This is a genomic window from Ruegeria sp. AF5, from assembly GCF_056541905.1.
The window spans coordinates 662,247-681,828 of sequence record NZ_JBQFYZ010000001.1; the positions used below are offsets into that span (position 1 = coordinate 662,247).

Below are 19,582 nucleotides of genomic sequence, written 5' to 3' on the forward strand. Positions count from 1 at the left end.
CGGAATTCGCTTAGGCGAATTCGACGTGCTTACATCATGCCGCCCATGCCGCCCATGTCGGGCATGCCGCCAGCAGGTGCATCTTTTTGCGGTTTGTCTGCAACCATCGCTTCGGTGGTGACCAGCAGGCCGGCAACCGATGCCGCATCTTCCAGAGCGGTACGGACAACTTTGGCCGGGTCGATCACGCCGAACGAGAACATGTCGCCATATTCTTCGGTCTGAGCGTTGAAGCCAAAGGCCGGATCCGAAGATTCGCGCACTTTGCCTGCAACAACCGCACCGTCAACGCCTGCGTTTTCGGCGATCTGGCGCAGCGGCGCTTCGATGGCCTTGCGCACGATGTTGATGCCTGCGTCCTGATCAGCGTTTGCGCCTTTCAGCGATTCCAGTGCTTTACCGGCCTGAACCAGAGCAACACCACCGCCTACAACGACGCCTTCCTGAACGGCTGCGCGTGTTGCGTTCAGAGCATCGTCCACACGGTCCTTACGCTCTTTCACTTCAACTTCGGTCATGCCGCCGACGCGGATAACGGCAACACCGCCTGCCAGTTTGGCAACGCGTTCCTGCAGCTTCTCACGGTCGTAATCCGACGAGGTTTCTTCGATCTGGGTGCGGATCTGAGCAACACGTGCTTCGATCTCGGCTTTCTCGCCAGCACCGTCGACGATGGTGGTTTCGTCTTTGCTGATCTCGATCTTCTTGGCGGTGCCCAGCATGTCCATGGTGACATTCTCAAGCTTCATGCCCAGATCTTCGCTGATCACCTGACCGCCGGTCAGGATTGCGATGTCCTGCAGCATGGCCTTACGGCGATCGCCGAAGCCCGGTGCCTTGACAGCAGCAATTTTCAGGCCGCCGCGCAGTTTGTTGACAACCAGAGTTGCCAGCGCTTCGCCTTCAACGTCTTCTGCAATGATCAGCAGCGGCTTTTGCGACTGGATCACCTGCTCGAGCAGAGGAACCATCGGCTGCAGCGAGGACAGTTTCTTTTCGTGCAGCAGGATCATGCAGTCGTCGAGTTCTGCGATCATCTTGTCTGCGTTGGTGACGAAGTAAGGCGACAGATAGCCGCGGTCGAACTGCATACCTTCGACAACATCGGTCTCGGTTTCCAGACCTTTGTTTTCTTCGACGGTGATGACGCCTTCGTTGCCAACCTTCTGCATCGCGTCCGCGATCTGCTGGCCAATTTCAGCTTCGCCGTTGGCCGAGATGGTGCCAACCTGAGCAACTTCTGCCGAGTCTTTGACTTCGCGCGAAGCAGCACGGATGCCTTCGACAACTTTGGCGGTTGCCAGGTCGATGCCGCGCTTCAGGTCCATCGGGTTCAGGCCCGCTGCAACCTGCTTCAGGCCTTCTTTTACGATGGCCTGCGCCAGAACGGTCGCGGTGGTGGTGCCGTCACCGGCTTCGTCATTGGTGCGGCTGGCGACTTCTTTCACCATCTGCGCGCCCATGTTTTCGAACTTGTCTTCCAGTTCGATTTCCTTGGCAACCGAAACACCGTCTTTGGTGATGCGCGGTGCGCCGAAGGATTTGTCCAGAACCACGTTGCGGCCTTTGGGGCCCAGGGTCACTTTGACAGCATCCGCCAGAATGTTGACGCCTTTCAGCATCTTGTTGCGGGCATCGGTGTCGAACTTGACGTCCTTTGCAGCCATGTCGTTTCTCCTTGAGAAAATGTGTTTAGTGGAGGATCAGAGAAAGCGCGGGCTTACTCGATGATCCCCATGATGTCGCTTTCTTTCATCATCAGCAGCTCTTCGCCGTCGACCTGGACCTCGGTGCCCGACCATTTGCCGAACAGGATCTTGTCGCCAGCCTTGACCGCCATTGCGATCAGCTCGCCGCTGTCCTTGCGCGCGCCTTCGCCGGTTGCGACGACTTCGCCTTCGCTGGGCTTTTCTTTTGCGCTGTCAGGAATGATCAGTCCGCCTGCGGTTTTTTCATCGCTTTCGGTACGGCGAACCAGCACACGGTCATGAAGCGGTTTCAATGCCATCTTTGCAGCTCCTTGGGCTCAAAGTTTTGTTTATCCTCCCCTCGCCATTCGACGAGGCGTTAGCACTCGGTGTGTGTGAGTGATAACGACGCATAGCTAGGGAGTCTAAAACGCCGAGTCAACAAGGTGTTTGGGATTTTTTTGAGAACGGCCTAGTCGGCCTGTTCCCAGCTGTAGGCCCAGTGTTTTAAGCCGTCTGTTCCCTCAGAGGTAAGAGCGTAGACACCTTTTTCAACCTTCTCGAACCAGCCATAGTGATTTTCCCGCATCAACCGGGTGGCGACCGGAACACCCACCGATCTGGCGACCTCGGCCCCTTTGGCCGGGCCGTGTTCGGCCAGAAAGGCCGCGCATTTCAGCGCATCCTGGCGGTAGGCCGTCACGATCCCATGACGTGTCGCGCCCCCGGAATTGGGGTCGCCCTCCAGCCGGTCGAATTCGCGCAGCAGCCGCGCCGCCCTGGCCTTGTTCTTGCGCGGCGCATAGGGCCCCGGATCGCATTGCACCTCGACCGTGCCATCGGTACGTACGGTGATCAGACCCAGACCAAGCCTGCGGCACAGCGCCAGATTGTCCCTGAGCGCCCGCCGGGCCGTGCGCCCGGTGGGTTTGCTGACCCCGATATAGACCTGATCCGTGAGTTTCAGGCGGGCAATTGCCTGATGGAACAGGGACAGCGTGAACCTGAGCTTGAGCTCGACAATCACAGGCGGCTCGTCTTCGCGCATCGCGACGATATCGGCAGCGCCCACTTCTCCTTTGACGGTGTATCCCTGACGCTCCAAAAGCGCCTTGATCGGGGGATAGAGGTCCTGCTCGCGGTTCATGGGGCCTATGCTACGCAGATTGTTGAGGAATACCAGACGGGTTGCTTGAACATGGGTCGCAGGCATGGCTATGTCTGGAACACCTTGATGACACAACACCGGATGGGTTCATGCGCCTGCTGACATTTCTTGCTTTTCTACTGGCCCCGATCACGGCTGCGGCTGCGTGCGATGGGCAGGACCTGCGCCCGCAGCTGTCGGATGACGCGCGGGCCGAGTTGCAGCGCGCGGTGGCGGACATCCCCTTTCCGGAAGGCAACCACTGGATTGCGCGCAAGGATGACACGGTTCTGCACATCATTGGCACCCTGCACACGTATGACGAACGCATGGAAAAGGTGGTTGAACGCCTGTCTCCGGACCTGAGCAAGGCTGACGCGTTCTATTTCGAAGTCACCCAGACTGACATGGACGCATTCGAAAAAAACCTGGCCAATAATCTCAACGCTGTAATGATCACATCCGGGCCGACCCTGATCGACCTGATGGGAGATGAAGACTGGGCCGCATTCTCGACCGCGTTGAACCAGCGCGGCATTCCCGGCTGGATGGCGGCCAAAATGCGACCGTGGTTCTTGAGCATGATGCTGAGCATCCCGCCCTGCATGATGGAAGATCCGAACGGGACCTACGGCATGGACGCCCGCCTGAACGATCTGGCCGCAGAAAACGGCATTCCGCAACACTCGCTGGAACGTATCGACGACCTGATCGCCATGTTCGACAGTCACCCGCTGGAACAGCAGGTCGAGTCACTGGTGCGCCTGTCCGGGGCGATGATGGGAAGCAACGATCAACTGGCCACCATGGCCAATGGATATCTGGAAGAAAAGCACGCCGAGATCATACAATTTGCCCGCCTGCAGGGGTTCGAAGAATCCGGGCTGAGCCGGGACGTCTTCGATGAGGAATGGAACGGGTTCGAGCAGCAAATGCTTGTCCAACGGAATGCCCTGTGGATGGAGCATATTCTGGCCATCACGGATCAGACGGCAGTGATCGCGGTCGGCGCAGGTCATCTGAGTGATGATCACGGTTTGCTGAACCAGCTGGAGCAGGCCGGATACACGCTGACACGCGCCGCTTTCTAAGCTGGTTCAGCGGTTTTCAGACCAAGCGTCGCAGACGGGCTGCTGTGGCGTGACAAGGGCGTTTGTCCGCCCTATAAGGCGCGCAAATTTCCATTCCGCAGGACGCTGACATGACAACGCTCGTATTTGGTCACAAATCCCCCGACACCGATTCCACAGGCTCGCCGATCCTGTGGTCGTGGTACCTCAACGAAATCAAAGGTGTGCAGGCCGAGCCCGTGCTGTTGGGCGAGCCCAACACCGAAGCGGCGTTCATGCTGGACAACTGGGATCTGCCCAAACCACGCATCCTGGACGATCTGGCAGCGGACACTCCGGTGGTTATCGTCGACACCAACAACCCTGCCGAACTGCCCGCCAACGTCAATGACGCTGACATCCGCGCCATCATCGACCACCACAAGCTGGTCGGTGGTCTGGAAACCAAAGGCCCGATCGACATCACCGTGCGCCCGCTGGCCTGCACGGCCACCATCATGGTCGACCTGATGGGCGACGATGCGGCCAAGATGCCCGATGCCATCAAGGGCGCGGCACTGACCTGCATCCTGTCGGACACGCTGGAATTCCGCTCGCCCACCACCACGCCCCATGACCGCGCGGTTGCTGAGCGGCTGGCAGCCGAGCTGGAGCTGGATATCTCGGCTTACGCGGCAGACATGTTTGCGGCGAAATCGGATGTCTCGTCCTTCTCGGATGCCGAACTGATCCGCATGGACAGCAAGGAATACGAGGTCGATGGCACCAAATTCCGCGTCTCGGTTCTGGAAACCACTGCGCCGGGCGTCATTCTGGACCGCAAGGCAAGCCTGGCGGGTTCGATGGTGGATGTCGCCAAGGAAGACGGTGTCGACCAGGTGCTGCTGTTCGTCGTCGATATCCTGAACGAGGAAGCCACCCTGCTGGTGCCCAACGATCTGGTCAAAACCGTTGCCGAGAAAAGCTTTGGTGCATCCGTCGAAGGCGACGCCGTGGTTCTGCCGGGCATCATGAGCCGTAAAAAGCAGATCATTCCGAACCTGAAGGTCTGAAGAAACACGCGGGGTCTGTCGTTCTGAGTAAAACAGGCCTCGCATTATTAGTCCTGAGTCTGCGCCTTTGGCATTGCGCTTGGGCAGACCTGTACCCGACAGATGAAATACAGGGTGGCCACCTATCGATTGGTGGCCAATCCCTTGCCAATCGGTCATAAGGCTCGTGCAGTTTCAGCTTGAGGCCACATATGACCCAGATCGTTCACGCGCTGTCCGAAATCTCTGCCCGCTACAAAGCGTTGTTTGTCGATCTGTGGGGGTGCGTTCACAACGGAATCACGGCCTATCCCGAAGCTGTCGCAGCCCTTCAGGCCTATCGCGCGGACGGGGGGCTTGTCGTGCTGGTCACGAACTCGCCCAAACCCCGCGCGGGTGTGGCCGAGCAACTGATGCAGTTCAATGTTCCCGCAGATGCCTATGACACCATTGCCACCAGCGGCGATTCCGCGCGGTCGGCGATGTTCCGTGGCGCTGTCGGGCACAAGGTTTACTTCATGGGAGAATGGCAGCGCGATGCAGGCTTTTTCGAGCCACTGAAACTGCTGCACCACCCGATCCATATCGAACGCGTCCCGCTAAGAGAGGCCGAAGGGATCGTCTGCTGTGGTCCCTTTGATCCGATGGCTGACCCGGACGTGAACCGCCCCGATTTCCTCTATGCCAAGCAGATGGGCATGAAGCTGCTATGCGCAAACCCCGATATTGTTGTCGATCGCGGCGAGGTGCGCGAATGGTGTGCCGGCGCTTTGGCAAAGCTCTATACCGAGATGGGCGGCGAGAGCCTGTATTTCGGCAAACCGCACCCGCCGATCTACGATCTGGCGCGCCGCAGGTTGCAGGAACTGGGCCATGATATCCCGGATAGCGACATTCTGGTGATCGGCGACGGCCCCCATACGGACATTCTGGGGGGCATGGGTGAAGGCATTGATTCCCTGTTCATTTCGGGCGGGCTGGCGGCGGCCGAGACAAAAACGTCGCACCATCCGGATCACGAATCCCTAACAGCTTATATCGAAAGGGAAAAGATCAACCCGACCTACACAATCGGTCGATTGAGATAGCAAGAAAAGACTTGATTTTCTGCAACTGCGAAGTAATAAAGTTGCCAACCTAGGCCGGATAGTGGTTTTTTCTTTCTCGGTCGATTTCGAGTGAGGGCAACATGTTGGACAATCTTCCACGCGGAACGATCTGTATCGAAGACATCGAAATGGGCATGTCCCGCCACCTGCGCAAAGTGGTGACGGACGAAGATATCGAGATGTTTGCGCAGATCTCGACAGACCGGAATCCGGTGCATCTGGATGATGATTATGCCCGCGATACAATCTTCGAAGGGCGCATCGCGCACGGGATGCTGACAGCTGGGCTGATTTCGGCCGTGATTGGCGAACAACTGCCGGGCCATGGCACGGTCTATATGGGGCAGTCACTGAAGTTCCTGGCCCCCGTGCGCCCCGGTGACATGGTTTACGCCGAGGTCAAAGTTATCGACATCGACTTTTCCAAGCGTCGCGTCAAACTGGATTGCCATTGCTCGGTCGAGGGTAAGAAGGTTCTGATCGGTGAAGCCATGGTACTGGCCCCGTCGCGCAAGTTTGACTGATCGGCGAACACATCCATGCAAAAGGCGCCCGACCGGCGCCTTTTTTGTTTGGACGCTGTTTTTTGCCTGTGCCTTTCAGGATGGGCGGGCGCGTTTTCGCCCTTTCAACGCACCGGATTCCAGAATGATCTCTGACACCACGTGTTCGCGCCTGTAGGCCATCACATGAACGCCGGACACCCCCGCGATATCGCGGATCTGCTGGATCAGTTCGATACAGATCTTCTTGCCCTCGTCAGCTGGCTTTTCGGCTTTCTCCATCCGCTCGATGACCTGATCGGGGATGTGAATGCCGGGAACATTGCTGCGCATCCAGCGTGCCGCACGCGCTGACGCGATGGGGCCGACGCCCGCGATGATGAACACTTTCTTGTCCAGCCCCGCATCCCTCACCCGCGCCATGAATTTCTCGAACAGCGGAATGTCGTAGATGTAATTGGTCTGAATATACTCGGCCCCGGCCTCAACCTTCTTTGCCAGACGATCAGGTCGCCAGTCATAAGGCGGGATACAGGGGTTTTCGGCAGCACCAAGGAACAGTTGCGGCGGGCGCGTGATCTTACGACCAGAAAGGAACATTCCCTGATCGCGCATCGTGCGGATCGTCCGCAACAGGGTCAGGGAATCGAAATCGAATACCGGTTTTGACCCCGGCTGATCCCCGACGCCGACGCCGTCGCCGGTCAGGCACAGCACGTTACTGACGCCCAACGCCGCAGCCCCCAGAACATCGCCCTGAATGGCAATCCGGTTCCGGTCGCGGCAGGAAATCTGATAGACCGGAGAATAACCCGCGCGCGTCAGCAAGGCACAAATCCCAATCGAGGACATATGGCAGTTCGCGCCCGAAGCATCGGTTGCATTGATCGCGTCAGCCACTTCGCCAAGCGGTTGGGCCGCCTGATAAACATCCTCGGGGTCGGCACTGTCGGGTGGGTTCAACTCGGCGGTGACTGCGAAACGGCCTGAACGGAGTACCTTTTCCAACCGGCTGTGCGACACATGTCCTTGGGGAACCGGAACATAGCCAATCGGCTCCACCTCGTTGCGATGGGTATCACTCATTTCTTCAGTTCCCGGTTTATCGCGTTGGGTGGTTCGGCGGCCAGTGGTGCCGCAGAAGGTTCATTCTCGCGCGCTTCGGGGAATGCCTCGGCCAGCGCCAATCGGGCAGCATCCCGGGTCTCGCGCTCGTGCGCTGCAATCTCGCGACTGACCCGCAACCAGGATGACGAGCCTTTCAACGTGTGCTCCACCGGCGGAAGAACTTCTTTTATCTTGTCGGCTCCGTCCCGCATACGGCTGGCTCCGTTCCAGGCCAGGGCCCAGACGCATTTCATATGCGGCTTCACCTCACAGAACTCGCCGGGACGTACGCCGCCACATGGGCCATTGCGCAATTGCTTTGGGCAGTTCATCGGGCAGGACATTCCGGTGGATGACAACACGCATTGCCCGCACATCTTGCAATCGAACAACAGGGTTTTGACGCCCTTCTCGACCAGTGCAATGGGGCGTTCGACGCGGTTATATCCGATCTTTGCAAATAGCGGGTCCATCGCGACCATGCCGCGTTCGACACATTTATAGATCCACTCGAAAGTGCGGGCATGACGAATCGCGAACAGTCGCATTCGGTACATGGGTCTGCCTCCTGTGCTGGGTTCGTTCGAACCTGGCCGGGCTTTGATCCGGTGCGCCTTAATCCAGGGACCGGATTTTCAGTCTAAACCCGGAGTTTTTTTTGAATCAAGCGGTTGGAGACGCCTGGTCTGAAATACTTGGATTGGCCTCGTGCATTTTCCCGGCCAAGCGAAATGTTCAAAGCTCATTCGCAGGATCGCATTCTTGGAATTCAAACTGCCGCTTGAACAAATTGACTCGCGCCGCTACGCAATCGTCTATGCACATCATCCGGGATATCCAGTTCGTCCAGCCAGAAGATCGCGGCGCCAGCGTGGCAATCGGGAATTTCGACGGCGTTCATTTGGGGCACCAGTCGGTCATCGAACTGGCCCGTAATGCTGCGCCAGACGCGCCGCTGGGTGTGTTGACCTTCGAGCCGCATCCGCGGGAGTATTTTGCGCCGGACACGCCTCCGTTCCGCCTGATGCGGGGCAATGCGCGGGCGCACCGGCTGGAAAAGCTGGGCGTAGAGAAGCTGTATGAACTGCCGTTCAACGCCGCGCTGGCAGGGCTATCGCCGGAAGAGTTTGCACGCAACGTGATCTGCGACGGGCTGGGCCTGTCGCATGTCGTGGTGGGGGCCGATTTCTGCTTTGGCAAGGGCCGCAGCGGCACGGCGCAGGATCTGGTGCGGTTCGGGCGGGACATGGGGTTCGGCGTGACGATTGCGCCTTTGATGGAACGGTCGGAAAACGTTGTGTCCTCAACCGCCATTCGCACCGCGCTGAGCGACGGCCGACCACGGGACGCAGCCGCGATGCTGGGACACTGGCACCGGATCGAAGGCGAAGTGATCGGGGGCGAACAGCGCGGGCGCGAGTTGGGCTTTCCCACCGCGAATATGTCCATCGAAGGGCTGCACCCGCCAAAGTTCGGTGTCTACGCCGTATTGGTGGACGTGTTGGATGGGCCGCATAAAGGCAGCTATCACGGCGCGGCCTCGATCGGGGTACGTCCGATGTTTAACGGCCAGGTGCCCAATATCGAAACCTTCCTGTTCGACTTTTCGGGCGATCTGTACGGGGCGACGCTGTCGGTGGGTCTGATCGACTTTCTGCGCCCCGAGATGACATTTGACGGGCTGGAGAGTCTGATCACGCAGATGGATGCCGACTGCAAACAGGCCCGCGGTATATTGACCACCCTATGAGTGTTGATCCGATTGAACGCACGGGCCTGCCTGCCCGGTTTTGGGAGCGCAAACCCCTGCGCCAAATGAACCAGCGCGAGTGGGAGGCGTTATGTGATGGCTGCGGCAAATGCTGCCTGAACAAGCTGGAAGATGAAGACACGGGCGAGGTTGCCCTGACCTGCGTCGCGTGCCGCCTGTTGGATGACGAAAGCTGCCGCTGCGTACAATACGACATCCGGCATCAATTCGTGCCCGAATGCATCGTCATGACCCCCGACAATATCGACGAACATGCCTATTGGTTGCCACAAACCTGCGCGTATCGGTTGCTGTGGGAAGGCAAACCGCTTTACGACTGGCACCCGTTGATATCTGGTACAGCGGACAGTGTGCATGCCGCCGGGGTCTCGGTTCAGGGGCGCACAGTGTCCGAGTTTGAGACACCCATGGAAGAGTGGGAAGATTACATAATCGAGGAGCCAAGCTGATGCATTTCGCGTCTGACAATTCCGGGCCGGTTCATCCGCAGGTCATGGCCAGGCTGGCCGAGGTCAATCAGGGCTATCAGATGGCCTATGGTGCGGATACGCTGATGAACGAGGTGCGCGACCGTATCCGCAGCATCTTCGAGGCTCCGGGTGCTGCGGTCTATCTGGTGGCGACGGGGACAGCCGCGAATTCTCTGGCCCTTGCAACATTGTCAAAGCCTTGGGAAACGGTTTTCTGTTCCCCAGTCGCGCATATCCACGAGGACGAATGCAACGCACCGGAGTTTTACAGCGGCGCCAAGCTGACCCTGGTTCCGGGCGGAGACAAGATGACCCCTGAGGCGCTGCGCGGGTCAATTCTGGGTGAAGAAACACGCGGCGTACATGGGCCGCAGCGCGGACCCGTGTCGATCACACAAGTGACCGAGCGCGGATCGGTTTATTCGCTGGCAGAGTTGCAGGCCCTGTGCGGGGTCGCCAAGATGTACGGCCTGCCTGTACATCTGGACGGCGCGCGCTTTACCAACGCGTTGGTTGCGCTGAACTGTTCCCCGGCGGATATGACGTGGAAAGCAGGTGTGGATGCTGTCAGTTTTGGTGGCACCAAGAACGGTCTGATGGGTGTCGAGGCGGTGGTGTTCTTTGATGAAAGCAAAGCCTGGGAGTTTGAGCTGCGGCGCAAGCGCGGGGCGCATCTGTTTTCCAAGCACCGCTATCTGTCCGCTCAGATGGCGGCCTATCTGGAAGACGACCTGTGGCTGAAGATGGCACGTCAGGCCAATGACAACTGCGCCCGCTTGGCCGAGGGTTTGCGCGCCAAGGGGGCCGCGTTTCTGCACGAACCGCAGGCCAATATGATCTTTGCCTCATTCCCACGCGCGAAGCACAAGCAGCTGCATGAGGCCGGCGCGGTTTATCACCTTTGGGGGGCAGAGCTGGACGGCGAGGATGAAAACGAAAACCTCGCGTGCAGGCTGGTTTGCGACTGGTCCATCGGAGCGGCGGAGATCGATCAGTTTCTCAATCTGCTTTAACGCCTAACGGGGCGTTGGCCTGCCAGAACGCCCGCAGCAAAGCGCCGGTTTCATCAGGGTGTGAAATCGGCAGCATGTGCCCTGCGCCGTTGATGCGTTCATGGCGTGCATCAGGCAGGCGCCGTTTCAGCCCTGCGCAAATCGCGTGGATCACCGGCGGCGTCTCTGACCCGCTCAGCAGCAGGGTCGGCATCGATGCACGCCGAAGCTGATCGGCGTCAAGCAACCCTGCCTGATCATCGTAGAGCACAGGCTGCACAGCCGGAACCGCATCGATTCCACGCACCATATTTGCCCGCGTGCGTTCGGGCAAATCAGGCCATTTGGGGCTGATCTTCGTGCTCCACGCCCTGTTGAACAGGCGCGCCGCCAAAACCTTGTCACCAGATGCGAAGGCCGCATTGACCGGCTCGGAGTCCCGTTCGTGCTGTTCGAACAACAGCGGCGCATCCTGTTTTGCAACTGCAAAGAACACGGGTTCGATCAGGATCAGGCTGCGCACGCGGTCGGGATGTTCGATCGCCAGCCTGAGCGCGATCATCGCCCCAAAGGAATGCCCGATTACATCCATGGGTTCGGTCAATTCAGCCAGGGCGGGTTTGGTCACTGCGACAAAGAAATCACCCTGCCCGTCCCAATCCGGGCTGCGCCCATGCGACAACATATCCGGGGCAATAAATGACGCGCAGCCATCCAGCGCACTGGCCAAACCAGACCAGGCACCGGAATGCGCAATCGTGCAATGGAGGGCGAGCAGTTTCCGCTCCCCCTCACCCAAGTGCCTGACGAAAACGGATTGCATCACGGCCCTGACCGTCACCCGTTCATCTTGGCCAGATGCCGGTCCAGATCGTCCAGCCTGTCCTGACCCCAGAACCGCTGATCGTCGGGCGTGATATAGAACGGTGCGCCGAAGACACCCCGGTCCACGGCTTCCTCTAGGTTGGCGGCATAGGTTTCTGCCCCCACCAGCAAGCCGCTGTCTGCCAGACCGGGATCAAACCCGGCTTGCGTCAGACATTCGCGGATAACATCGTCCTGTGCGATATCCTTTTCCTCGGCCCAGCAGGCGCGAAGGAAGGAATGACTCAGCTTGCCCACATCGCCCGAGCCGTCCTTGATCGCGGCAATAACCGCATAAGATGACGGGGCCATGTTGGTCGGCCAGTGCGCGGGTTTCAGATTGAACTCCATCCCCAGATTCTTGGATTGGCGCAGCAGCTCCTGTGCGCGGTATTCGATACGAGAGATATGCCGGTCTTTCGGAGGGGTTCCCCCGGTGCGCGCGAACAGGGCGATAATGTCCAGCGGTTTATAGTTGATCGTGGCGCCGTGTTTTGCCGCGATTTCTTCCAGCCGCATCCCTGCCAGATAGGAATAGGGCGAGAGTGTCGCAAAAAAGTAGTCAATCTGGGTCATGTGCACTTTCTCCGCTGCGTTACCTTTGCGGGACGGTAAGGCCATGCTAAGCGGTGTCAACATCACGATTCTGTCACATTGCCATTGCTGCCCGGGGACCTCAGCCGATGCCGACACTTCACGAACCCAAGCTTATCGCTGGGAACGCCAACCTTCCGCTTGCCCAAGCCATCGCACGCCGCATGAGCCTGTACCGAGGCGTTGATCAGGGTCTGGTCGATGCGCGTGTCGAACGGTTCAACGACGGTGAGATTTTCGTCGAAGTGTTCGAGAATGTGCGCGGCGAGGATATGTTCATTATCCAGCCGACCTCGAACCCGGCCAATGACAACCTGATGGAACTGTTGATCATCGCAGATGCTCTGCGCCGGTCGTCCGCGCAGCGGATCACCGCCGTGATTCCGTATTTCGGGTACGCCCGTCAGGACCGTCGCACCAAGGCCCGCACGCCCATCAGCGCCAAGCTGGTGGCCAACATGCTGACCGGGGCCGGGATCGAACGGATCCTGACAATGGACCTGCACGCGGCCCAGATTCAGGGTTTTTTCGATATGCCCGTGGACAACCTTTATGCCTCGCCCATCTTTGCGCTGGATGTGAAGCATCAGTTCAAGGGAAATCTGGATGAAATCATGGTGGTTTCACCCGACGTGGGCGGCGTGGCCCGCGCGCGCGAACTGGCCAAGCGGATCAACGCCCCTCTGTCGATCGTGGACAAGCGCCGCGAGAAAGCGGGCGAAGTCGCCGAGATGACCGTGATCGGGGATGTGAAGGACAAGATCTGTCTGATCGTGGACGACATGTGCGACACCGCCGGAACGCTGTGCAAGGCGGCGCAGGTGCTGCTGGATAACGGTGCGAAAGAGGTTCATTCCTACATCACGCATGGCGTCATGAGCGGCCCTGCGGTGGAACGGGTGACAAATTCGGTGATGAAGTCGCTGGTGCTGACCGACACCATCCAGCCGACCAAAGAGATTTTGGGCGCCAAGAACATCCGCATTGTTCCGACCGCGCCTATCTTTACGCAGGCGATCCTGAACATCTGGAACGGAACCAGCGTGTCATCCCTGTTCGAAGACAAGACGCTGACACCGATCTACGAATCCATGTACCAGATGGATTGAGTTTGGACGGGGCGACAGGATGTGTCGTCCTTTTCTTTTTGAACCACCGATTGCGCACAAGCCTGACCCATGTGCGCGATCAGCGACACAAGTGGACCGATCTCCATGACTGGCAACAAACGCATTGTTCTTTCCAGCGACCACGCGGCAATCGAGCTGCGTCAGGCTGTGGCCAACCACATCGCGCAGCAAGGCTGGGACGTGGTCGATATCGGCCCGACGACCCCTGAAAGCACCCATTACCCCAAACACGGCAAGGCCGCGGCACTGGCCGTGGCTTCGGGGGATTGCGGATTGGGCATTATCCTCTGCGGCACGGGTCAGGGCATCATGATGGCCGCAAACAAGGTGCCCGGCATTCGCTGCGGTGTCTGTTCGGATGCGTTTTCTGCGCGGATGATCCGCCAGCACAACAATGCCAACATGCTGTCGATTGGCGCGCGCGTTGTCGGCGAAGGTCAGGCGCTGGATATTGTGGATGCGTTTCTGGGGGCCGAATTCGAAGGCGGCCGCCACGCCACACGGGTCGACATGATCGAAGCGCAGGACGACTGAGCCCCGCGCCTGTCCTGCAAGCCCCGGATCAGGAAATGTTCCAGTCGTCTGGATGCGCCACCTCTCCGAACGCGGTCCAACTGATCCGGATCCGGGCAATCCGCGTGTCGGACCATGTCCGAAACACCGCTTCGAACCCTTCCGAGGTGATATTTTCTGCCTGAACCTCGGCGCGCAGGGCTGATGATGTGTCGACATCCCAAAGGGAAATCCCGATCTGAACCATGGGCGGGCTAAGAAACGTGCCCTTGAATTGGATGGGTTTCCGGCGTTCGCGGGGGCCTTCGCCAGTCCACATGTCCCCGCCTTCGGCAAATTCCGAAAACAGAACACTTTCACCCTGATCGATGCCAATGGGATGGGTCAGAAATTTTTTCATGTATTCATCATTATACTTGAATTTCCGCAACTTACCCCGGCTTTCTGGCAAAAGCACGACAAAAAAACGGCCCCGCAATTGCGAGGCCATTCCAATTTTCCACTGTTAAGCCAATTATAGGCTCATATGTGTCCCAAGAGCTTCCATATCGGCCAGCAGCTTGGCGGCTTCGTCGACGATCGACATGTCGTCGCCGCCCTTTGCCGCTTCGTGCGAGGCGCGTGCCTCGGCAATCAGCTCGTCCATATGCGAACGGGTGATTTCCGAAACCGGAACCGCCTTTTCGGCCAGAACCGACAGGCTGTCGCCGTTGATCTGGGCAAACCCGCCGGTGACCAGGTATTCGCTGGACCCTTCGGGTGCCTCAACCTTCAGCAGACCGGGGCGCAGCGTTGTGATGGTGGGGGCATGATCGGGCATCGCCGTCATGTCCCCGTCCGCGCCGGGAATCTGGACCGCGGTGACCTCGAGCGAAGCAAGGCTCCGCTCGGGGCTGACGAGGTCGAAATGCATCGTGTTTGCCATCAGGGATACTCCTTAGGCGGCTGCTGCTGCCATTTTTTCGGCTTTGGCGATCACTTCGTCGATGCCGCCAACCATCAGGAAGGCTGCTTCGGGCAGGTGATCGTATTCGCCAGCCACAACGGCCTTGAACGACGAGATGGTGACATCCAGAGGAACCTGAACACCCGGCGAGCCGGTGAAGACCTCGGCCACGTCGAACGGCTGCGACAGGAAGCGTTCGATCTTACGGGCACGGGCCACGGTCAGCTTGTCCTCTTCCGACAGTTCGTCCATGCCGAGGATGGCGATGATGTCCTGCAACGACTTGTAGCGCTGGAGGATCTGCTGAACGTCGGTCGCAACCTTGTAGTGCTCTTCGCCGACGATGGCCGGGTCGAGCAGGCGCGAGGTCGAGTCGAGCGGGTCAACCGCCGGGTAGATACCCTTTTCCGAGATCGCACGGTTGAGAACGGTGGTCGCATCCAAGTGAGCAAACGAGGTTGCCGGCGCAGGGTCGGTCAAGTCGTCCGCAGGCACGTAGATCGCCTGCACCGAAGTGATCGATCCGGCCTTTGTCGAGGTGATGCGTTCCTGCAGGGCACCCATGTCGGTAGCCAGTGTCGGCTGGTAGCCCACGGCGGACGGAATACGACCCAGCAGAGCCGACACCTCGGAACCCGCCTGTGTAAAGCGGAAGATGTTGTCGACGAAGAACAGAACGTCGGTACCGGACTGGTCGCGGAACTGCTCGGCCAGAGTCAGACCGGTCAGAGCAACACGCGCACGCGCACCCGGAGGCTCGTTCATCTGACCGTAAACCAGGGCCACCTGGCTTTCCGACAGGTTGTCCGGCTTGATCACGTTCGATTCGATCATCTCGTGATACAGGTCGTTGCCTTCACGGGTCCGTTCACCAACACCCGCAAACACCGAGAAGCCCGAGTGCACTTTTGCGATGTTGTTGATCAGTTCCATGATCAGAACGGTTTTACCAACGCCGGCGCCGCCGAACAGGCCGATCTTACCGCCTTTGGCGTAAGGGGCCAGCAGGTCAACCACCTTGATGCCGGTGACCAGAACTTCGGACTCGGTCGACTGTTCGGCAAAGGTCGGTGCGGGCTGGTGGATCGCGCGCGCTTCGGTTGCCTCAACCGGGCCTTTTTCGTCGATCGGCTCGCCGACCACGTTCAGGATGCGGCCCAGGGTGGCGTTGCCAACCGGAACCGAGATCGGTGCACCGGTGTCGGTGACCACTTCACCACGGACCAGACCTTCGGTCGCGTCCATCGCGATGGTGCGGACAGTGTTTTCACCCAGGTGCTGAGCAACTTCCAACACCAGGCGCTTGCCATTGTTGGTGGTTTCCAGCGCGTTCAGAATTTCAGGCAGCTGATCTTCGAAGTGCACGTCGACGACGGCCCCGATGATCTGTGTGACTTTGCCTTTTGCATTCGCCATGTTTCGTCTCCGGTTTGTCTCTACAGCGCCTCGGCGCCGGAAATAATTTCAATCAGCTCGTTGGTGATCACGGCCTGACGCGAGCGGTTGAACTGGATCGTCAGCTTGTCGATCATCTCACCCGCGTTGCGTGTCGCGTTGTCCATTGCGGACATCCGCGCGCCCTGTTCAGACGCTCCGTTTTCGAGCAGAGCCGAGAAGATCGCGGTCGCAACCCCCTTGGGCAGCAGGTCGGCCAGAATGGCCTCTTCGCTGGGCTCGTAGTCGAAAATGGCACCGCTGTCGTCACCTTCCGATTCCTCGAACGAGGCGGGGATGACTTGCTGTGCCGTCGGGATCTGGGTCACAACGTTGACGAACTTCGAGTAGAAGATCGTGGCAACGTCGAACTCGCCCCCGTCGAAGCGGGACAGGATGTCCTTTGCGATGTCCTGCGCGTTGGAATAACCCAGACGCTTGACCTCGCTCAGGTCCACATGCCCAACGAACAGATCGCCAAAATCACGCTTGAGCGCGTCGCGGCCTTTCTTGCCGACGGTCAGAATCTTGACCGTCTTGCCCTTGCCGCGCAGCTCTTCCGCCTTCTGGCGGGCCAGCTTGGCGATGTTCGAGTTGAAGCCGCCACACAGGCCGCGTTCAGCTGTCAACACAACCAGCAGATGGACATCATCACTGCCCGTACCACGGAGCAGCTTGGGGGCGCTGTCGCTGCCCCCGACCGACGCCGCCAGCCCGGCCATCACGGCATTGAACCGCTCGGCATAAGGGCGCGAGGCTTCGGCAGATTCCTGGGCGCGGCGCAGTTTTGCGGCCGCGACCATCTGCATGGCCTTGGTGATCTTGCGGGTCGATTTGACCGACTCGATCCTGTTTTTAAGGTCCTTCAGACTAGGCATCGGAACCTCCTATCAAGCGAAGGTCGCGGCGTATTCGTCGATCGCTGCTTTGAGTTTGTCGGACGCGTCGCCTTTGATCTTCGGATCTTCGTCGGTGATCCACTTCAGCAGGTCAGCGTGCTTGCCGCGCAGATGCGCCAGCAGGCCAGTCTCGTAGCGGCCAACATCCGACACGTCGATCTTATCGAGGTAACCGTTGGTGCCCGCGAAGATGACGCAGACGATTTCCGCGTTGGTCAGCGGCGAGTACTGCGGCTGCTTCATCAGCTCGGTCAGGCGCGCACCGCGGTTCAGCAGCTGCTGGGTTGCGGCGTCGAGGTCGGAACCAAACTGTGCAAAGGCCGCCATTTCGCGATACTGAGCCAGTTCCAGCTTGACCGGACCGGCAACCGATTTCATCGCGTCGGTCTGAGCCGACGAGCCCACACGCGAAACCGACAGACCGGTGTTCACAGCAGGACGGATGCCCTGATAGAACAGTTCGGTTTCCAGGAAGATCTGACCGTCGGTGATCGAGATCACGTTGGTCGGAATAAAGGCCGAAACGTCACCACCCTGGGTTTCGATAACCGGCAGAGCGGTCAGCGAGCCGGCACCGAAATCTTCGTTCAGCTTCGCCGAACGTTCCAGCAGACGGGAGTGGAGGTAGAAAACGTCACCCGGATAGGCTTCGCGGCCCGGCGGGCGGCGCAGCAGCAGCGACATCTGACGATAGGACACGGCCTGTTTCGACAGGTCATCATAGATGATCAGCGCGTGGCGGCCATTGTCACGGAAATATTCCGCCATCGCGGTTGCGGCATAGGGTGCCAGGAACTGCATCGGTGCCGGGTCGGACGCGGTTGCGGCGACAACGATCGAATATTCAATCGCACCAGATTCTTCCAGTTTCTTCACCAGCTGGGCAACGGTCGAACGTTTCTGACCGATCGCAACGTAAACGCAGTACAGTTTCTTCGACTCGTCGTCGCCTGCTGCTTCGTTATAGACCTTCTGGTTCAGGATGGTGTCCAGAGCCACAGCGGTTTTACCGGTCTGGCGGTCACCAATGATCAGCTCGCGCTGGCCACGGCCAATCGGGATCATCGCGTCAACCGATTTCAGGCCGGTTGCCATCGGTTCGTGCACCGATTTACGCGGGATGATGCCAGGTGCCTTGACGTCTGCAACGCCACGCTTGGTGGCATTGATCGGACCTTTGCCATCCAGCGGGTTGCCCAGACCGTCAACAACACGGCCCAGCAGCTCGTCACCGATCGGAACGTCCACGATCGAGTTGGTGCGCTTGACAGTGTCACCTTCTTTGATGTCACGGTCAGAACCGAAAATAACGACACCGACGTTGTCGCTTTCCAGGTTCAGCGCCATACCCATGATGCCGCCGGGGAATTCGACCATCTCACCGGCTTGAACGTTGTCCAGGCCATATACACGGGCAATCCCGTCACCGACGCTCAGCACGCGACCGATCTCGGCCACTTCGGCTTCCTGACCAAAATTCTTGATCTGGTCCTTCAGGATTGCAGAAATCTCTGCAGCTTGGATTCCCATTTATCCGACCTCTTTCATTGCATTCTGTAGGGAGTTCAGCTTCGAACGGATCGAACTGTCGATCATTTTCGAGCCCACTTTGACGACAAGACCGCCGATGAGGCTTTCATCCACGGTCGCATTGATAGTTACGGTCTTGCCCACACGCTCGGACAGCGTCTTGGACAGTTTTTCCAGTTGTGTCTTGGTCAGCGCCTTGGCCGAGGCGACATCGGCGGTCACTTCGCCACGCTCATCTGCCAGCATGTCACGCAGCACCTGCACCAGTTGCGGCACAACAAACAGGCGGCGTTTCTGCGCCATCAGAGCCAGCGTGTTGCGCAGGATGGCGTTCAGCCCCATCTTGTCAGCAACAGCGGCAATTGCTCCTTCTTGCTCGGCCCGCGAAATCAAAGGCGATGCGATCAGGTCACGCAGGTCGGCACTGTCGCCCAGTGCTGCTGCCAGATCATTGATGCCGGATTCCAGACCCGCAAGGTCATTATTCTCTTTTGCGATCTCGAAGATCGCGGTGGCATAGCGCTCGGCGATGCCTGTGGAAATCGAAGCTGGTTCGGACACGTCCACCCTTCCGATATTTGAGGCCCCGATTTTGGGTAGCGGCCGCTACCTTGGGGCGTGAGGAAACCCCGGCCAGACGGTCGGGGATCAAAATCACCGGGGATGTAGCAGAGGTGAACCAACCAAGCAATACGCTATAGCGGTAACAGATTTATCCACAAAATGTTAATTTTCATGCACTTACACCAAGTGCGACCGTTTGGACCCGTCAACCCGGTTGAAA

Annotated in this window: 22 protein-coding genes; 9 read left to right on the top strand and 13 right to left on the bottom strand. The window is 58.8% G+C overall.

Features of this window, described 5'->3' with window-relative positions; all coding sequences use genetic code 11:
- Positions 1–29 precede the first annotated feature (29 nt).
- From groL to ACR0DS_RS03295, 3 genes are all read right to left on the bottom strand, one after another.
- Positions 30–1,667 carry a chaperonin GroEL gene (gene groL / locus ACR0DS_RS03285; protein ID WP_267362982.1) on the bottom strand — a complete coding sequence of 546 codons (1,638 nt, stop codon included), beginning with the start codon at positions 1,665–1,667 and terminating at the stop codon, positions 30–32.
- A gap of 53 nt (positions 1,668–1,720) precedes the next feature.
- A complete protein-coding gene (gene groES / locus ACR0DS_RS03290; protein WP_170536247.1) occupies positions 1,721–2,008 on the bottom strand; it encodes a co-chaperone GroES in 288 nt (95 codons plus the stop codon).
- 152 nt (positions 2,009–2,160) lie between these two features.
- Positions 2,161–2,835 carry a DUF2161 domain-containing phosphodiesterase gene (locus ACR0DS_RS03295; RefSeq protein WP_480557812.1) on the bottom strand — a complete coding sequence of 225 codons (675 nt, stop codon included), beginning with the start codon at positions 2,833–2,835 and terminating at the stop codon, positions 2,161–2,163.
- A 110-nt stretch (positions 2,836–2,945) separates the two neighbouring features.
- Here ACR0DS_RS03295 and ACR0DS_RS03300 point away from each other — a divergent pair, with 110 nt between their 5' ends.
- The 4 genes from ACR0DS_RS03300 to ACR0DS_RS03315 all read left to right on the top strand — a co-directional run bounded on the left by ACR0DS_RS03300 (position 2,946) and on the right by ACR0DS_RS03315 (position 6,569).
- A complete protein-coding gene (locus tag ACR0DS_RS03300; RefSeq protein WP_480557813.1) occupies positions 2,946–3,926 on the top strand; it encodes a TraB/GumN family protein in 981 nt (326 codons plus the stop codon).
- A gap of 110 nt (positions 3,927–4,036) precedes the next feature.
- On the top strand, positions 4,037–4,957 hold the full coding sequence (locus tag ACR0DS_RS03305) for a manganese-dependent inorganic pyrophosphatase (protein WP_480557815.1): 921 nt from the start codon (positions 4,037–4,039) through the stop codon (positions 4,955–4,957).
- A 191-nt stretch (positions 4,958–5,148) separates the two neighbouring features.
- A complete protein-coding gene (locus ACR0DS_RS03310) occupies positions 5,149–6,024 on the top strand; it encodes a TIGR01459 family HAD-type hydrolase (protein WP_209504790.1) in 876 nt (291 codons plus the stop codon).
- A 101-nt stretch (positions 6,025–6,125) separates the two neighbouring features.
- Entirely contained in the window at positions 6,126–6,569 is a 444-nt protein-coding gene (locus tag ACR0DS_RS03315; RefSeq protein ID WP_267362989.1) for a MaoC family dehydratase, read from the top strand.
- Between the two features lie 75 nt (positions 6,570–6,644).
- On the opposite strand, the gene ACR0DS_RS03320 is transcribed toward ACR0DS_RS03315, so the two are convergent.
- On the bottom strand, positions 6,645–7,634 hold the full coding sequence (locus tag ACR0DS_RS03320; RefSeq protein ID WP_480557817.1) for a methylenetetrahydrofolate reductase: 990 nt from the start codon (positions 7,632–7,634) through the stop codon (positions 6,645–6,647).
- On the bottom strand, positions 7,631–8,203 hold the full coding sequence (locus ACR0DS_RS03325; protein WP_480616679.1) for a methylenetetrahydrofolate reductase C-terminal domain-containing protein: 573 nt from the start codon (positions 8,201–8,203) through the stop codon (positions 7,631–7,633). Before ACR0DS_RS03325 ends, ACR0DS_RS03320 begins: the two co-directional genes overlap by 4 nt.
- A 269-nt stretch (positions 8,204–8,472) precedes the next feature.
- Between ACR0DS_RS03325 and ACR0DS_RS03330 the strand changes: the two genes are divergently transcribed.
- The 3 genes from ACR0DS_RS03330 to ACR0DS_RS03340 are packed head-to-tail and all read left to right on the top strand — an operon-like array spanning position 8,473 to position 10,909.
- Positions 8,473–9,405 (top strand): bifunctional riboflavin kinase/FAD synthetase, encoded by a 933-nt coding sequence (locus ACR0DS_RS03330; RefSeq protein WP_480475451.1) that lies wholly within the window; start codon positions 8,473–8,475, stop codon positions 9,403–9,405.
- Positions 9,402–9,875, top strand: a complete 474-nt coding sequence (locus ACR0DS_RS03335) for a YcgN family cysteine cluster protein (protein ID WP_209504795.1) — start codon at positions 9,402–9,404, stop codon at positions 9,873–9,875. Before ACR0DS_RS03330 ends, ACR0DS_RS03335 begins: the two co-directional genes overlap by 4 nt.
- The gene (locus ACR0DS_RS03340; RefSeq protein WP_480487555.1) at positions 9,875–10,909 is read left to right on the top strand and encodes a threonine aldolase family protein; all 1,035 of its coding nucleotides are present in this window, start codon (positions 9,875–9,877) and stop codon (positions 10,907–10,909) included. The genes ACR0DS_RS03335 and ACR0DS_RS03340 overlap by 1 nt, the downstream gene beginning before the upstream one ends.
- Here ACR0DS_RS03340 and ACR0DS_RS03345 read toward each other — a convergent pair.
- Both ACR0DS_RS03345 and ACR0DS_RS03350 read right to left on the bottom strand, forming a co-directional pair.
- Positions 10,896–11,711 (bottom strand): alpha/beta fold hydrolase, encoded by an 816-nt coding sequence (locus ACR0DS_RS03345; RefSeq protein WP_480528837.1) that lies wholly within the window; start codon positions 11,709–11,711, stop codon positions 10,896–10,898. The genes ACR0DS_RS03340 and ACR0DS_RS03345 overlap by 14 nt on opposite strands.
- 14 nt (positions 11,712–11,725) lie before the next feature.
- Positions 11,726–12,328: a DsbA family protein gene (locus ACR0DS_RS03350; RefSeq protein ID WP_480557821.1), complete on the bottom strand. Its 603-nt coding sequence runs from the start codon at positions 12,326–12,328 to the stop codon at positions 11,726–11,728.
- Positions 12,329–12,435: 107 nt separating this feature from the next.
- Between ACR0DS_RS03350 and ACR0DS_RS03355 the strand changes: the two genes are divergently transcribed.
- Together ACR0DS_RS03355 and rpiB are read left to right on the top strand one after the other, a co-directional pair.
- A complete protein-coding gene (locus ACR0DS_RS03355) occupies positions 12,436–13,455 on the top strand; it encodes a ribose-phosphate pyrophosphokinase (RefSeq protein ID WP_209504798.1) in 1,020 nt (339 codons plus the stop codon).
- A 105-nt stretch (positions 13,456–13,560) separates the two neighbouring features.
- Positions 13,561–14,010 (top strand): ribose 5-phosphate isomerase B, encoded by a 450-nt coding sequence (gene rpiB / locus ACR0DS_RS03360; protein WP_480487551.1) that lies wholly within the window; start codon positions 13,561–13,563, stop codon positions 14,008–14,010.
- A gap of 28 nt (positions 14,011–14,038) precedes the next feature.
- Here rpiB and ACR0DS_RS03365 read toward each other — a convergent pair whose 3' ends face one another.
- From ACR0DS_RS03365 to ACR0DS_RS03390, 6 genes are all read right to left on the bottom strand, one after another.
- On the bottom strand, positions 14,039–14,389 hold the full coding sequence (locus tag ACR0DS_RS03365) for an H-type lectin domain-containing protein (RefSeq protein ID WP_480482280.1): 351 nt from the start codon (positions 14,387–14,389) through the stop codon (positions 14,039–14,041).
- A 114-nt stretch (positions 14,390–14,503) separates the two neighbouring features.
- Positions 14,504–14,914 (bottom strand): F0F1 ATP synthase subunit epsilon, encoded by a 411-nt coding sequence (locus ACR0DS_RS03370; RefSeq protein ID WP_209504801.1) that lies wholly within the window; start codon positions 14,912–14,914, stop codon positions 14,504–14,506.
- Positions 14,915–14,926: 12 nt separating this feature from the next.
- A complete protein-coding gene (atpD, locus tag ACR0DS_RS03375; RefSeq protein WP_209504802.1) occupies positions 14,927–16,351 on the bottom strand; it encodes a F0F1 ATP synthase subunit beta in 1,425 nt (474 codons plus the stop codon).
- A 20-nt stretch (positions 16,352–16,371) separates the two neighbouring features.
- Entirely contained in the window at positions 16,372–17,247 is an 876-nt protein-coding gene (locus ACR0DS_RS03380; protein WP_480482282.1) for a F0F1 ATP synthase subunit gamma, read from the bottom strand.
- Positions 17,248–17,259: 12 nt separating this feature from the next.
- The gene (gene atpA / locus ACR0DS_RS03385) at positions 17,260–18,798 is read right to left on the bottom strand and encodes a F0F1 ATP synthase subunit alpha (protein WP_480557823.1); all 1,539 of its coding nucleotides are present in this window, start codon (positions 18,796–18,798) and stop codon (positions 17,260–17,262) included.
- Positions 18,799–19,359, bottom strand: coding sequence for a F0F1 ATP synthase subunit delta (locus ACR0DS_RS03390; protein WP_209598051.1), 561 nt, complete (start codon positions 19,357–19,359; stop codon positions 18,799–18,801).
- Positions 19,360–19,582: the final 223 nt, after the last annotated feature.

Bases quoted from the DNA above. Each gene is read 5' to 3' on its own strand.
- groL (WP_267362982.1), bottom strand. From the start codon at position 1,667: ATGGCTGCAAAGGACGTCAAGTTCGACACCGATGCCCGCAACAAGATG.
- groES (WP_170536247.1), bottom strand. From the start codon at position 2,008: ATGGCATTGAAACCGCTTCATGACCGTGTGCTGGTTCGCCGTACCGAA.
- ACR0DS_RS03295 (WP_480557812.1), bottom strand. From the start codon at position 2,835: ATGAACCGCGAGCAGGACCTCTATCCCCCGATCAAGGCGCTTTTGGAG.
- ACR0DS_RS03300 (WP_480557813.1), top strand. From the start codon at position 2,946: ATGCGCCTGCTGACATTTCTTGCTTTTCTACTGGCCCCGATCACGGCT.
- ACR0DS_RS03305 (WP_480557815.1), top strand. From the start codon at position 4,037: ATGACAACGCTCGTATTTGGTCACAAATCCCCCGACACCGATTCCACA.
- ACR0DS_RS03310 (WP_209504790.1), top strand. From the start codon at position 5,149: ATGACCCAGATCGTTCACGCGCTGTCCGAAATCTCTGCCCGCTACAAA.
- ACR0DS_RS03315 (WP_267362989.1), top strand. From the start codon at position 6,126: ATGTTGGACAATCTTCCACGCGGAACGATCTGTATCGAAGACATCGAA.
- ACR0DS_RS03320 (WP_480557817.1), bottom strand. From the start codon at position 7,634: ATGAGTGATACCCATCGCAACGAGGTGGAGCCGATTGGCTATGTTCCG.
- ACR0DS_RS03325 (WP_480616679.1), bottom strand. From the start codon at position 8,203: ATGCGACTGTTCGCGATTCGTCATGCCCGCACTTTCGAGTGGATCTAT.
- ACR0DS_RS03330 (WP_480475451.1), top strand. From the start codon at position 8,473: ATGCACATCATCCGGGATATCCAGTTCGTCCAGCCAGAAGATCGCGGC.
- ACR0DS_RS03335 (WP_209504795.1), top strand. From the start codon at position 9,402: ATGAGTGTTGATCCGATTGAACGCACGGGCCTGCCTGCCCGGTTTTGG.
- ACR0DS_RS03340 (WP_480487555.1), top strand. From the start codon at position 9,875: ATGCATTTCGCGTCTGACAATTCCGGGCCGGTTCATCCGCAGGTCATG.
- ACR0DS_RS03345 (WP_480528837.1), bottom strand. From the start codon at position 11,711: ATGCAATCCGTTTTCGTCAGGCACTTGGGTGAGGGGGAGCGGAAACTG.
- ACR0DS_RS03350 (WP_480557821.1), bottom strand. From the start codon at position 12,328: ATGACCCAGATTGACTACTTTTTTGCGACACTCTCGCCCTATTCCTAT.
- ACR0DS_RS03355 (WP_209504798.1), top strand. From the start codon at position 12,436: ATGCCGACACTTCACGAACCCAAGCTTATCGCTGGGAACGCCAACCTT.
- rpiB (WP_480487551.1), top strand. From the start codon at position 13,561: ATGACTGGCAACAAACGCATTGTTCTTTCCAGCGACCACGCGGCAATC.
- ACR0DS_RS03365 (WP_480482280.1), bottom strand. From the start codon at position 14,389: ATGAAAAAATTTCTGACCCATCCCATTGGCATCGATCAGGGTGAAAGT.
- ACR0DS_RS03370 (WP_209504801.1), bottom strand. From the start codon at position 14,914: ATGGCAAACACGATGCATTTCGACCTCGTCAGCCCCGAGCGGAGCCTT.
- atpD (WP_209504802.1), bottom strand. From the start codon at position 16,351: ATGGCGAATGCAAAAGGCAAAGTCACACAGATCATCGGGGCCGTCGTC.
- ACR0DS_RS03380 (WP_480482282.1), bottom strand. From the start codon at position 17,247: ATGCCTAGTCTGAAGGACCTTAAAAACAGGATCGAGTCGGTCAAATCG.
- atpA (WP_480557823.1), bottom strand. From the start codon at position 18,798: ATGGGAATCCAAGCTGCAGAGATTTCTGCAATCCTGAAGGACCAGATC.